The sequence below is a fragment of the Sutterella sp. AM11-39 genome (genome assembly GCF_003472385.1).
Taxonomy (GTDB): Bacteria; Pseudomonadota; Gammaproteobacteria; order Burkholderiales; family Burkholderiaceae_F; genus Duodenibacillus; species Duodenibacillus intestinigallinarum.
Genome location: NZ_QRLV01000001.1, coordinates 186,767 through 199,667, shown reverse-complemented (window position 1 = coordinate 199,667; position 12,901 = coordinate 186,767). Strand labels below are relative to the sequence as shown.

Below are 12,901 nucleotides of genomic sequence, written 5' to 3'. Positions count from 1 at the left end.
TTTGTTAAGCCGCTGGCCGACTTGCCGTAGACTACGGCAGGAAAGGAGCGGCGTTTTTTTCATCGGCTGCAGAGTCGATTTGCGCGCCGAAAAGTTATGACCGAAAAGATTCTTCTTGTCGAAGACGACCCGATGATCGGAGAGGCGGTCGTCAATGCTCTGGCCGATGCTGGCAAAGCGGCTGACTGGGCCCGCAGCGGTTGGGAAGCCACAGGGTTTCTCTCGGAAAACAAGTACGATGCCGTGCTGCTGGACCTGGGCTTGCCCGGCAAGGACGGCATGAGCGTGTTGCGTGAGCTGCGCGCCAAGGATTCCGAAACTCCGGTGGTGATTCTGACGGCCCGGGACGGACTGGACGACCGTTTAGCCGGTCTGGACGCGGGGGCTGATGACTACGTGGTCAAGCCTTTTCATATGTCTGAAGTGCTGGCAAGGTTGCGCGCCATCGAACGGCGACGCCAGGGTGCGCAGGCCGCAAGCAGGGTGCTCACCAACGGCACGATGACGCTCAATTGCGAAACGAAGACCGTGCGCTTGCATGCGCCCGAGGGTGACAAGGAAGTGGCGCTCAGTAAGCGCGAATTTGATCTGATGGAGGCGCTCATGACCCGACCGGGCGCCATTTTGTCACGCACCACGCTCGAAGAGCGTCTCTACGGAGACGGCGACATGCCCGAGAGCAATGCTCTGGAATTCATCATCCACGGCTTGCGCAAAAAGCTCGGTGCAAATGCTATCGGAAACGTCCGTGGTCTGGGATGGATGGTGCACAAGGGACGCGCGGCAGGACGATAACTTATGATTTTCAGAAAACATTCGCTTCTAAAGCGAGTGACGCTTTGGTGCGCGGGCACGCTTGCCGTGTTTTCGCTCATCACGGCGGCCGCGAGTTTTGCCATTGGTTACGAAGAGGCCAAAGACCGTCAGGATGACATCCTCAAGGAAGTGGTGGGGATGCTTTCGCGCGACATCGTGCAACAGCGTCAGCGCAACAAAATTCAGGAACTCACTCTCGGGGGTTTTTACGGCCCCGGCTCGGACAAAGGTGAGACGTTGCCGCAGTACGGTGCGCTCACCATGGATGACGATGTTTTTGAGGATCATTTTCAACTTGACGACGACAGCAAGGACGCCGTGGTGCAGGCCGGTGAAACGGTTTTGGTGCGCATGCTGCACAAAAAAGGTCGAGCTCTGACCGTTACCTTTCGGCAATCCTATTCAAATGGCGCACATACGGCGGAATTTGCCGGTGACAAGTATCGTTTTTATTTGAGAACTCTTTCCGATGGCACCCATGTGGCCGCCGCTCAGAGGTTAAGCGAGCGTAACGAAGAGATTCTGGTGAGAGCTCTTACCGCAGCCGCGCCTATTTTGATACTCACGCCCGTGATGCTGCTGGTTTTGATTTTGGTGCTTTGGCACGGGTTAAAGCCGGTGCAGCGGCTCGTTAAAGAAATTCAGGAGCGCAAGGCCGATGACTTGAGCTCGCTTTCCTACGAAGGCGTGCCCGAAGAACTCGAGCGCATCATGACAGCCGTCAACGATATGTTCGCTCGCGTGGAGGAACTTCGAGGGCGCGAGACACGGTTTGTTGCCGATGCGGCCCATGAACTGCGCAGTCCAGTGACGGCTTTGAGTCTGCAGGTCGATCGTTTGAGCAACATGCCGATGTCCGAACAGGCGCAGCAAACAGTAGCGGATATCCGAGCGGGTATCGCGCGTCTCTCTAACCTCATCAGTCAGCTGCTGACGCTCAAGCGCGTGCAGGCCGGACAAGAAAAAGCCGTCGACGGCCCGCAAACGGCGCAGTGTCTCAAGGTGGTGACTTCGGTCGTTGAAGATATTTATTGGGAGGCCGAAAGCAAGGAGATTGCCGTTGAGGTGGCAGGGTTCGACACCAACGAAGCACAAAGCGCCTGTGCGGCGATGCCCGAAGCTTCGCTTTTCTGTCTCGTGCGAAATCTCGTGCACAACGCCGTGCACTATGTTCCGCAGGGCGGCAGTGTGACGATTGCTTTTCGTCAGACGGGTGATCGCCTCAGTTTGTGTGTGGCCGACAACGGCCCTGGGATTTCTGAGGCCGAGCGAGGCCGTGTCTTTGACCCGTTTTACCGCGTTTTGGGGACGCAGCAGACGGGCACCGGTCTGGGGCTGGCCATTTGCAAGACAATTGCGGATCGCTATGGCTGTACCATTGCGCTTGACTGGACCGATTCTCAGGCACAAAAGGGGTTGAGCGTGACGGTGGATATGCCGAAGGCATAACAAAAAGGCCCTGAAAGCTTCAAGGCCTTTTTGGAGACGGAACGACAAAACGGTCAGACGACGGGTTTGCCGCTCGTTTCCTTGTTTTCGATCTCGACAAGGAGTTCGCGCGCGCGATGCCGAGCAAACTCGATGTTGGGCACGAAGTTGGCTCCGAGGCTTTGCGCAATGCCGGTACGCTGCAGTTGGCGCTGCGGGTGGCCGGAAGCGCCCGCGATGATGAGCTCGTGGTTGCGGCGCTTGAGTGCACGCATGAAGACTTGCAGGATGTCCATAGCCGAGTTGTCAATGTTGAGCAAGTCGGTGCAGTCGAGGATCACGACCTTAGCGGCATCAGGCGACGTGATGCGCTTGGGATCGGTAACGTCTTCGAGCTTGCTGACGGAACCGAAGAAGAGAGCGCCGGTGAGCTTCCAGCATTCCACCGTTTCGGGCATGTCGAAGGGCAGCGTTTGACGCGTGACGCGGGTGAGCGTGTTCATGCGGTAGATAAAGAAAACGCAGGAGACCAACAGACCGACTTCAACGGCGACCGTGAGGTCGAAAATCACCGTCAGGAGGAACGTTGTGATCAGCGTGGCCTTGTAGCTCATCGTCATCTGGCGCAGGCGGGAGAATTCACGCCAGTTGCCCATATTCCACGCAACAAAGAACAGGATTGCAGCCAGTGCCGCCAGGGGGATGTCGCCCGCTAAGGGAGCGGCGGCCAGAATCACGACCAAAAGCGTGAGGGCGTGCACGATGCCCGCAACGGGGCTGGCCGCGCCGCTCTTGATGTTGGTGACGGTTCGCGCAATGGTGCCGGTGGCCGGAATGCCGCCGAAGAAAGGTACGACGAAGTTGGCCACGCCCTGGCCCATCAATTCCTGATTGGGGTCGTGACGGTCATCGGTCATGGCATCCGCCACGCGGGCGCACAACAGGCTTTCAATGGCGCCCAGAAGAGCGATCGTGATCATCGGACCGATCAGGTGCTTGAAGGCTTCCCAGGAAAAATCGGGAAGGGTCAGATCGGGAAGCTTCTGCGGAATCCCGCCGAACTTTGTACCGATGGTTTCAACCGGAAGATTGAAGACGGAGACCACGATGGTGGAGGCTACGAGCACGATCACCGTGCCCGGCAGATGCGCCATCCAACGCTTCCACGGAGCGCCGCCCATGACGTAGCCCTTGGGCCAGAACTTGACGATGAGAAAACTTACGAGCGCCAGACCGAAAGCGTATGGGTTGAAGGTGTCGATATGCGCGTACAGCGTCTGTATCTGATGGAAGAAGTCCGCGGGCATCTTCTCGATCGAAAGCCCCAGAAAGTCCTTGACCTGACTCAGGCCGATCAGCACGGCGATACCGTTGGTAAAGCCGATGACGATGGAAACGGGGATGAAGCGAATGAAGCTGCCGAGCTTAAAGAGCCCCATTAAAAATAAAATGACGCCCGAGCCGATGGTGGCCAGAAGCAGATTGCCCAGGCCGTAGTTGGCGATGATGCCGTAGATGATGACGATGAAGGCGCCGGCGGGGCCGCCGATCTGAACGCGGCAGCCGCCGAGCAAAGAAATCAGAAACCCTGCAATGATGGCCGTGTAGATACCTGCTTCGGGAGGCACGCCTGAGGCGATACCGAAAGCCATGGCAAGCGGCAGCGCCACCATGCCGACCGTCAAACCGGCGCTGATGTCGCGAGTAAGCATCCGTGTGTCGTAGTGGCGGAGCGCATCCAACGTGACGGGATGAAAGCGCTGAATGGGCAGACTGCCCAGAAATGCTTTGGCGGAAGAGACGAACGACATGGCAAAAACAAAGGCGTCGGTTCTCGGTCGCAGGCGGTAGGCCGGCTTGTGCCTTGGTCGAACAAGTCAGTCTGCGTCAGTTGGGCCGGGAGGTTTCAAAAAAGCGGAATTGTAAGCGCGGCGGCGCTGCTCAAATATGCGGATTAACGAGAAGTCTAAAGAGCGTCGTCCCAAAGAACAAACGACCGGAGGAAAAATGTGTTTCCGTCCGGTCGTCGAAGTTCGCTGAGTGAATCGGTTGAGCTATTAGTGCGGGTAGAGCGCGCCGAGCAAACGAGCGCCGGAAGCGTTGGTCACTTCGGGCAGATTGCCGGGCTTCTTCTGCAGGAAGGCCCAGGCAAGCCAGGCAAAGGCCATTGCTTCGACGTGCATCGGATCAACGCCCAGAGCCGAAGTCGAGCGCACGTAGATGGCTTCGCCCGCGCATTCGCGGATGCACTGCGCAAGCGCGCCGTTTAAGGCTCCGCCGCCGCACAAATAGATTTCTTCAGTACGTCCGGCAAATTTTTTGATTGCATCCGTAATGGTGCGGGCAGTGAGCATCACGAGCGTTGCCTGTACGTCGGCGGGCTCGAGAGTGCCGAATTCTGTGAGCTGGGATTCAAGCCAGTCGAGATTGAAATGTTCACGGCCGGTGCTCTTGGGGGGCTGACGTTCGAAGTACGGATCCGAGAGGAGCTTGGCAAGAAGTTCCTCGTGCACGCGGCCCGTTGCGCCCCAGGCGCCATTGGTGTCGTACGGGCGGGCGATGTGCTTGCGGCACCATGCGTCCAGAAGGATGTTGCCCGGACCGCAGTCAAAGCCGATGATCTTGCCGTAGCCGCGGCGAGGAGGCAGGAACGTGACGTTGGCAATGCCGCCGATGTTGACGACCGAGCGGGCGACTTCGCCCATGAAGACCTGACGGTGGAAAGCGGGCACAAGCGGAGCGCCCTCACCGCCGGCGGCAATGTCGCGGCTGCGGAAGTCGCTGATGACGTCAAGGCCCGAGAGTTCGGCGACGAGCGCCGGGTTGTTGAGCTGAAGCGTCCAGCCCTGTTCGGGGCGGTGACGAATCGTCTGCCCGTGAATGCCGACGGCTGCCACATCCTTGCGACCGATGTCGGCGACGTCAAGCAGTTCGTTTACGCAATGCACGTAGAACTTGCCGAGTTCCACGGAGGCAACGCCCATGCGATCAATTTCGTTGTCGCCGGGCTGGCACAGCGCAAGGAGTTTTTCCTTGAGCGGTTTGGGAAATTCAATGTGGTGATGGCCGATCAGACGCGGTCCCACTCCGGAAAAATCGACGGCGACGGCGTCTACGCCGTCAAGACTGGTTCCCGACATTAAACCCAGGGTCACTGTCTTGGCCATGGTTGAAAATCTCCGATTTGGTTTGGGGAATGGTAATTTTAGTTCGTTTGAGAAACGGCGTTTTTGCCGCTCAGACTGCTCACCTGCACCTGCTGCAGGCGGGCTAGTTTGGCACGCAGCGGAGCAATGAGCACCTCCATCTGCGCAAACTGATAGGGTGTCAGCTTCTTGGTGTCAGGCAGCCGTACGGTCATCGGGTTGATCTGCACATTGCCGAATTTCAATTCGTAGTGCAGATGCGGACCGGTTGCAAGACCTGTCTGGCCCACGCGGCCGATCACTTCGCCGTACTTGACCTTTGTGCCTTTCTTGACGTGCGGGTCAATGGAGGAAAGGTGCGCGTAAAGCGTCAGAATGCCCGGGCCGTGCGCGATGCGGATGTAGTTGCCGTAGCCCGTGCCGACGCCCGCAAATTCCACAGTGCCGTCGGCTGCGGCGCGTACCACGGCGCCCCAGGGGGCGCGGAAGTCCGTGCCCAGATGAGGGCGAAGAACGCCCGTCACGGGATGGCGGCGCATGGGAGAAAACTCACTCGTTACGCTTTGAACGTCCAGCGGTACGCGCATGAACGTACGCCGCGAAATATTACCTTCGGCGTCGTAGAAGTTGCCGCCGGCATTGTCGTTGTCAAAGCGAAAGAGTTCAGTGGTCTTGCCGTCGTGATCAAGCTGCATGGCCAGAAGTCTGCCGTGTCTCACGAAACTGCCTTCGGCAAACTTTGTTTCATAAATCAGGCGGAATGCGTCTCCGCGCTGCAGTTGGCTGACGACATCTCGATCGAAGTCAAAGGCCGAATGCATCTGTTCGACGATCTTGGCAGGTACACCCGCGTTGAGGAGACTTGTGTCGGGAGAGCCTGACACCACGCCGTTTGCCATGGTGAGTTCGGTGTCGTACTCGTAGGGGGTCGTACGGGCCTGAAAGCCTCGTGCCGTACGTCGCACTTCTAAAAGAGACCCCTTGCCGGAAATGTCGCTGTCAGTGTACAAACGCAGTTCTTCGAGCTTGCCGTCTTCGCCGGCCACGGCTGTCACAAACTGGCCCTGCTTGGGATAGACGAGAGCCTGTGTTATGGGATTGCGAATGATGAAGTCGCGCGCCTGCGTGTCCTTGATCTGCAGACGAGCCAGAAGCGAGGTGAGCGTTTCGGCCTCGCGCACGAAGATTTCGTGCGAAATCGGATCGGTGACGGCTTCGATGGCCGCCATTTGGCCTCTCAGATCAGGAAGGCGAACCGGTTCGACCGTAAGCGTACGAACGGGGGAAGCCGTGAGCGTTTCGTTCGGAATCGAATAATAAAGGGCGGCCGTTGCGCCGATCGGAAGCACGCAGAACAAACCCAGCGCGACCAGATAGGTGCGCGTGACACCGCCTCCGCCCACTTGCGACAGACGTCGAGAACGAGCGAGGTCGATGACGCCTTTGCCAAGGCGCCGCAATTCTTTACCGACAATAAGCTGAGAGGTCATTTAGAAGCGATGAAACTGGGCCGAAGGCGCTTTTTGACAACCATTTTTCGAGGTTGCGCCAAACCAAGCTGGTATTTTAGTTTGGTGACACAGTGCTGTCTCTATGTGAAAAAAGAATTTGCATTTTGGACAAAGCCGTTTCAGACCAGCGTTGCGAGCTGTTTGAGCTTGATTCTTTGCCGTTCGGTACAATATCGCTCCGTTTGTTGCGAATGTGTCGCAGCCGTTGAATGAAAAAGCTTTTTTGGGAATTCCATACCGATGTCTGTTGAATCCGCCCGTACCGAAGAAAAGAAATACGAAGTGACGCCCGAAATCAAGGAGGCAATGGCCACGATTGCCCGCGGTACCGACACGCTTTTGATCGAAAGCGAATTGGAGCAGAAGCTGGCCCGCGCCAAGGCGACCGGCACCAAGTTGCGTTGCAAGCTCGGTCTGGATCCCACGGCTCCCGACATTCACGTCGGTCACACGGTGGTGCTCAATAAGCTTCGTCAGCTGCAGGATCTCGGCCACACGGTGATCTTCCTGATCGGTGACTTTACGGCCGCCATTGGCGATCCGACCGGCCGCAATACGACCCGTCCGCCGCTGTCGCCTGAACAGATTAAGGTCAACGCCGAAACCTATCTCGAACAGGCTGCTCACGTCATCGACATCGAAAAGGCCGAAGTGCGCTGGAATTCCGAATGGTGCAACCAGTTGGGCGCTACGGGCCTCATTCAGCTTGCCAGCCGCTACACGGTGGCTCGATTGCTCGAACGCGACGACTTTGCCAAGCGTTTTGCCGAACAGCTTCCGATTGCCGTGCACGAACTGATCTACCCCTTGATGCAGGGCTACGACTCGGTCGCTCTTCATGCCGATCTGGAACTCGGCGGTTCCGACCAGCGCTTCAACCTGCTTGTGGGCCGCGAACTGCAGCGCCAGTATGGCCAGGAACCGCAGTGCATCCTCACGATGCCCTTGTTGGTGGGCCTTGATGGCGTCAATAAGATGAGTAAGTCCAAGCACAACTACATCGGCATCACGGAAAGTGCCGATGAGATGTTCGGCAAGGTGATGAGCATTTCCGATACGCTCATGTGGGATTGGTACAACCTGCTGAGCCTCAAGAGCAACGCAGCGATCGCTGAACTCAAGAGCGAATGCGAAAACGGTCGCAATCCGCGTGATGCCAAGGTGTTGCTTGCCAAGGAAATCGTGGCGCGCTTTCATGACGACAAGGCGGCCGATGCGGCCGAAGCCGAATTTAACAACCGCTTCCGTGCTGGTGCCGTGCCTTCGGATATCCCGGAAGTCAACGTTGCCGCTCCCGACGGAGAAATCGGCATTGCCCGTCTCATCAAGGAAGCGGGTCTGTGTCCGAGTACGGGTGAAGCCAACCGCAACATCGATCAGGGCGGCGTGCGCCTGGAAGGCGAACGCATTTCCGATCGCGGTCTCAAGGTAAAGCCGGGCACGTACACGCTGCAGGTCGGCAAGCGCCGTTGGGCCAAGGTGACGGTGGGTTAAATGATCGCGTTGTTGCAGCGCGTCGCGCAGGCCGGCGTGACAGTCGACGGGAAAACCGTGGGTGAAGTCGGTCGCGGCCTGTGCATACTTGTCTGTGCCGTCAAGGGGGACACCGAAGAGAAGGCTCGAGCCTTGGCGCAGAAAGTGTTGCGCTACCGTATTTTTGAGGATGATGCCGGCAAGATGAATCGTTCTGTGTCGGATATCGTCGGCCAGTTGCTTTTGGTGTCGCAATTTACGCTTGCCGCCGACACCAGCCGAGGCAACCGTCCGAGCTTTACGCCAGCGGCCGCCCCCGAGGACGGAAAGCGACTCTTTGACATTTTTGTCGAGGAATGTGCGGCTTCCGGGCTGAAGACTGCGACAGGCATTTTTGGAGCGCACATGGTCGTTAACATCGTCAACGACGGACCGGTGACCATTTGGCTCGAGAACTAAGAGCCGAAAAATCTGCTTTGTACGGAAAGACTTCCGAGTTGCTCGAGGATCGTCGGGCGGTTGACTCGGAGGTCTTTTTGTTTTTGGTGTCGTGTACGGACATCAAAAGTTGGAAGGAGGAAGCTTTTTCTTCTAAGTTTTGGAGGGAAAGTTGGAAGAAAACCTGGAAGGTTGCAGGCTTTTTTTAATGTGCTGATATTAAAGAAATATTTTTTCTTCCAAGTTCGATAGAACTGGACGCATTATTGGAAGAAAGTTGGAAGGAAAGAGAGGGATTGTTGACGCGAGCTCAAATTGAGGAGCAACTTGCCATTCCTCGTATAACCACAAACTATTGGCTGAATAAGCTAAAGGACAAGCAGCAGATCATCCGGGAAGGTTCCGGCAGAAACACTCGCTATGTGGTTTGCCTGCCCGAATCAGAAAAGCCGCCGGTGGAAGATTGACTGAAAGGTCGCAATTTCCGGCAGTTTGCTTTGGGCAAAAAATGAGCGGCAGTTCACAAAGTAAATGCCGCTCGGGAGGAAAATGGCACCCGTTTCGCAACGGAAGCGGGTGTTTGTGAGAGTTGGTTAGTCTTCTTCAGCCTTAAGACTGAACTTGGAGGCAAGTTCGGCCTGCTTCTGGGACGGAACGGGTTGATAGCCCGACAGATCCATCGAGAAGGCGCCGGCGCCCTGCGTGAGGGCATGCAGACGCGTAGCGTAATTTTCCAGTTCAGCCAGAGGAACCTGAGCGCGGATTTCCATCATGCCGCCCGGGAGATTATCCGTGCCGACAATCTGGCCGCGACGGCTTGCAAGGTCGCCGGTGATGTCGCCCATGTAGCCGTCGGGAGCCGTGATGATCATTTCCACGATCGGTTCGAGCACCTGGGGCGAGGCCTTGGCAAGCGCATCGAGCATGGCCTTGCGGCCGGCCGAAACGAAGGCCACTTCCTTGGAATCCACTGGGTGGTACTTGCCGTCGTAGACCGTTACCTTGATGTCTTCGATCGGGTAACCGGCAACGAAGCCCGTGGCGAGCACTTCGCGCACGCCCTTTTCCACGGCCGGGATCAGGTTGAACGGAATGGCGCCGCCCTTGACTTCATCGGCAAAGACAAAGCCTTCGCCGCGCGGCAGCGGCTCGACGCGCAGATAGACTTCACCGAACTGACCGGCACCGCCCGTTTGCTTCTTGTGACGAGCATGGCCTTCGGCCGAACCCGAAATCGTTTCGCGGTAGGGTACGGACGGCGTCTTGGTCGTCACTTCAAGCTTGAACTGTTCCTTCATGCGTTCGAGCACCGTACGCACATGCATTTCCGTCAGACCGCGCAGCACCGTTTCGTTCAGAACGACGTCGTGGTCGACCGAAAGCGTCGGATCTTCAGCAAGCATCTTGCCGAGCACTTCGCTCATGCGGCCTTCGTCGCCGCGGCGGGCCGGAGCGATAGCCAAGCCGAGCATGGGCTTGGGGAAGGGCAGAGGCCGCATGCGGATGTCGAGGTTCGGGTCGGAATGCAGGATGCAACCGTAGGTGAGTTCGTCGATCTTGTTGAGAGCGCCGATGTCGCCGGGGTGCAGTTCGTCGGTTTCAAACGTGTTTTTGCCCTGCAGAATCAACGGACGGGCAGCCTTGATGGGCTTCTTGTTGTCGTTGACGTACAGAGTGGAACCGGCAGTGATGCAACCCTGATGTACGCGGAAGACGCCGATCTTGCCGACGAACGGGTCGCTCACGACCTTGAAGACGTGAGCCACAACGGGCAGAGTCTTGTCGGGCTGAGTCTGGTAGGGAGCGCCTTCCTTGTCGATGAACTGAGCATCGTTGGCTTCGCTCGGAGAGGGCAGGTGGCGGATGATCACCTTCATGAAGTCGCGAATGCCGATGAGGTTCTTCGCAGAGGTGAAGCACACCGGAATGACGTGGGCTTCGCGCAGGGCTTTCGTCACGGGGCCGTGAAGAGTGGAGGGATCCACATCGCCTTCTTCGAGATATTTTTCCATCGTTTCGTCGTCGACTTCGACGACGCGTTCGATGAAGGCGCGGTGAACGTCGCTCACCGTCATGATGTCACTTTCGCCCGAATCCTTGTCAAAGCAGTCGATGACACGGGTGCAGCCCTTGGTGGGAAGGTTGATCGGCAGAACGCCGTCGCCGAAGGCTTCCTTGAGTTCGTCAAGAAGTTCATGAAGGTTGATGTCGGGAGCGTCGATCTTGTTGACTACGATCACGCGGCACAGACCGCGTTCTTCAGCCCATTGCATCATGCGGCGCGTCATCAGTTCGATGCCCTTGGTGGCATCGACCACCACGGCAACGGACTTGACGGCGTCGAGAGCGGACAGTGCCTGACCGACGTAGTCGGGGCCCCCCGGAGTGTCAATGACGTGAATGCGCACCGGGGTCAGGTCGGGCATAGCGGTGTCGATGTGCGCTACGGCCATACGAAGCGAGTGACCGACCGCCTTTTCCTGCGGATCGTTGTCGCAAACGGTATTGCCGCGTTCGACGGAGCCGGCTTCAGCGATGGCGCCGGTACGAACCAGCATAGCTTCGACAAGACTCGTCTTGCCCGAAGCGCTGTGCCCGACCAAAGCTACAGTACGAAGGTTTTCGGTAAGGTAATTGGACATCGCAGGCCCTCCTTCTTTCGTATGATGATCTCTGCATTTTGCTCCCGAGCGCGAGTAAAACTCAAGCCGATGACCTAAAGGAATGCGTGTCTTGACAAAACTGAAGACTCGGATTGCTGACGCGGCTCAAAACTTTGAGGTTTCTTTGCAATTGCGCGGGACGATGTCAAAACGAAGACAAAAGTGAGCAAAATTCCTTAGGCTAGATGGCTAATTTTGCGTGCAAAACCGCGATTTCCTTGAGTTTTTGGGCTTCGGCGTGGTACTGTCCGACCTAGAGGGCCTCCCGCCGGCCCCTTTTGTCCGTAACGCTTGAACGCAATCGACACGATTCAAAATGATCCTCGCGGCAGTTTTTCAAAGCAACATCAGCGGATACGCTTTTCCGGCGCGTCGCGATGACTGCCGCGTGGCTCGAGCGCGCCAAGTGTAATCGGATAAAGAGACAGCTGCCGCGCAGCATCGGCGGAAAGGAAAATTCCGTCGAGGGCATTGTGAGGACACTGTAGCGGAGGGAGATCGACAAAAGTCTTGCCTCCGCTTGTGTTTTCTGCATGCTTGGCTTCTTAACGGAAGCCTGTGCACGAGGAGCTGCCAACCCCCAGGTACAAACGATTTCGACAGAAAATGCCCGAGATCGGACAACAAGGAAGAACCAAATGGACCTTATTAAAAACTGGAAGCTTCATCTGCTGGCGCTTCTGATCGTGATCGTCGCAGAATCGATCGGCATGAAGCGTTTTGATCTGATCATTTTCCTGCCGCTGTTCTATGCCCTGATCATCGGCGGCATCATCAGCTACCCCAACTTCAAGATTCTGAAGTTGCCCGAAATGGAGCGCGCTTCCCGTGTTCTTTCCGTGGGCATGCTCATTTTGGTGACCAAGCTCGGTCTGGACATTGGTCCGAACCTGGAACAGCTCGCCAATTCTTCTCTGGCATTGCTCGTTCAGGAATTCGGTCACTTCTTCGGCACGCTCGTCTTCGGTCTGCCCGTGGCCTTCCTCGTCGGCATGAAGCGTGAAGCCATCGGCGCGTGCTACTCCATTGACCGCGAACCCAATATCGCCATTATTGCCGAGCGCTACGGGCTTGACTCGCCCGAAGGCCGTGGTGTGATGGGCATGTACATCTGCGGTACTGTCTTCGGTGCACTTTGGGTTTCAATTCTTGCAGGCGTCATTGCTCAGATGGGCATCTTCCATCCGCACGCTCTTGCTATGGGTGCCGGCATCGGCAGTGCTTCCATGATGGCTGCTTCCACCGCATCCATTATTGCTTCTCACCCCGAATGGGCTGAAACGGTGCAGGCCTACGCGGCTGCCGCCAACCTGCTCACCACCGTTCTGGGTATTTACTTTGCGCTCTTCATCTCGCTGCCGGTGACTGTCAAGGTCTACGGCTGGATGGATTCGCTGCGCTCCAAAAAAGCGGCTTGACGAATCGG

The 12,901-nt window shown here is 57.1% G+C and carries 10 protein-coding genes; 6 read left to right on the top strand and 4 right to left on the bottom strand.

Annotated elements, in window-relative coordinates; translation table 11 throughout:
• Positions 1–96: 96 nt before the first annotated feature.
• The gene (locus DW133_RS00940; protein ID WP_118274317.1) at positions 97–795 is read left to right on the top strand and encodes a response regulator transcription factor; all 699 of its coding nucleotides are present in this window, start codon (positions 97–99) and stop codon (positions 793–795) included.
• A 3-nt stretch (positions 796–798) separates the two neighbouring features.
• A complete protein-coding gene (locus tag DW133_RS00935) occupies positions 799–2,265 on the top strand; it encodes an ATP-binding protein (RefSeq protein WP_118274315.1) in 1,467 nt (488 codons plus the stop codon).
• 53 nt (positions 2,266–2,318) lie between these two features.
• Here DW133_RS00935 and DW133_RS00930 read toward each other — a convergent pair whose 3' ends face one another.
• The 3 genes from DW133_RS00930 to DW133_RS00920 all read right to left on the bottom strand — a co-directional run bounded on the left by DW133_RS00930 (position 2,319) and on the right by DW133_RS00920 (position 6,880).
• Complete coding sequence (locus tag DW133_RS00930; RefSeq protein WP_118274313.1) at positions 2,319–4,055, bottom strand: SulP family inorganic anion transporter; 1,737 nt, start codon at positions 4,053–4,055, stop codon at positions 2,319–2,321.
• Positions 4,056–4,301: 246 nt separating this feature from the next.
• Positions 4,302–5,411, bottom strand: a complete 1,110-nt coding sequence (locus DW133_RS00925; RefSeq protein ID WP_118274311.1) for an anhydro-N-acetylmuramic acid kinase — start codon at positions 5,409–5,411, stop codon at positions 4,302–4,304.
• Positions 5,412–5,449: 38 nt separating this feature from the next.
• On the bottom strand, positions 5,450–6,880 hold the full coding sequence (locus tag DW133_RS00920; RefSeq protein WP_118274309.1) for a M23 family metallopeptidase: 1,431 nt from the start codon (positions 6,878–6,880) through the stop codon (positions 5,450–5,452).
• 261 nt (positions 6,881–7,141) lie between these two features.
• Here DW133_RS00920 and tyrS point away from each other — a divergent pair, with 261 nt between their 5' ends.
• From tyrS to DW133_RS00905, 3 genes are all read left to right on the top strand, one after another.
• On the top strand, positions 7,142–8,395 hold the full coding sequence (tyrS, locus tag DW133_RS00915; protein WP_118274307.1) for a tyrosine--tRNA ligase: 1,254 nt from the start codon (positions 7,142–7,144) through the stop codon (positions 8,393–8,395).
• Positions 8,396–8,833: a D-aminoacyl-tRNA deacylase gene (gene dtd, locus DW133_RS00910; RefSeq protein WP_118274305.1), complete on the top strand. Its 438-nt coding sequence runs from the start codon at positions 8,396–8,398 to the stop codon at positions 8,831–8,833.
• A gap of 245 nt (positions 8,834–9,078) precedes the next feature.
• Positions 9,079–9,279 carry a hypothetical protein gene (locus DW133_RS00905; protein WP_118274303.1) on the top strand — a complete coding sequence of 67 codons (201 nt, stop codon included), beginning with the start codon at positions 9,079–9,081 and terminating at the stop codon, positions 9,277–9,279.
• Between the two features lie 126 nt (positions 9,280–9,405).
• On the opposite strand, the gene fusA is transcribed toward DW133_RS00905, so the two are convergent.
• Positions 9,406–11,454, bottom strand: coding sequence for an elongation factor G (fusA, locus tag DW133_RS00900; protein WP_118274301.1), 2,049 nt, complete (start codon positions 11,452–11,454; stop codon positions 9,406–9,408).
• Positions 11,455–12,113: 659 nt separating this feature from the next.
• Here fusA and DW133_RS00895 point away from each other — a divergent pair.
• Positions 12,114–12,893: a DUF3100 domain-containing protein gene (locus DW133_RS00895; protein WP_118274299.1), complete on the top strand. Its 780-nt coding sequence runs from the start codon at positions 12,114–12,116 to the stop codon at positions 12,891–12,893.
• Positions 12,894–12,901 lie beyond the last annotated feature (8 nt).

Coding starts and splice junctions, on each gene's coding strand:
- DW133_RS00920 (WP_118274309.1), bottom strand. CDS start 6,880: ATGACCTCTCAGCTTATTGTCGGTAAAGAATTGCGGCGCCTTGGCAAA.
- DW133_RS00895 (WP_118274299.1), top strand. CDS start 12,114: ATGGACCTTATTAAAAACTGGAAGCTTCATCTGCTGGCGCTTCTGATC.
- DW133_RS00930 (WP_118274313.1), bottom strand. CDS start 4,055: ATGTCGTTCGTCTCTTCCGCCAAAGCATTTCTGGGCAGTCTGCCCATT.
- fusA (WP_118274301.1), bottom strand. CDS start 11,454: ATGTCCAATTACCTTACCGAAAACCTTCGTACTGTAGCTTTGGTCGGG.
- tyrS (WP_118274307.1), top strand. CDS start 7,142: ATGTCTGTTGAATCCGCCCGTACCGAAGAAAAGAAATACGAAGTGACG.
- DW133_RS00940 (WP_118274317.1), top strand. CDS start 97: ATGACCGAAAAGATTCTTCTTGTCGAAGACGACCCGATGATCGGAGAG.
- DW133_RS00935 (WP_118274315.1), top strand. CDS start 799: ATGATTTTCAGAAAACATTCGCTTCTAAAGCGAGTGACGCTTTGGTGC.
- DW133_RS00925 (WP_118274311.1), bottom strand. CDS start 5,411: ATGGCCAAGACAGTGACCCTGGGTTTAATGTCGGGAACCAGTCTTGAC.
- dtd (WP_118274305.1), top strand. CDS start 8,396: ATGATCGCGTTGTTGCAGCGCGTCGCGCAGGCCGGCGTGACAGTCGAC.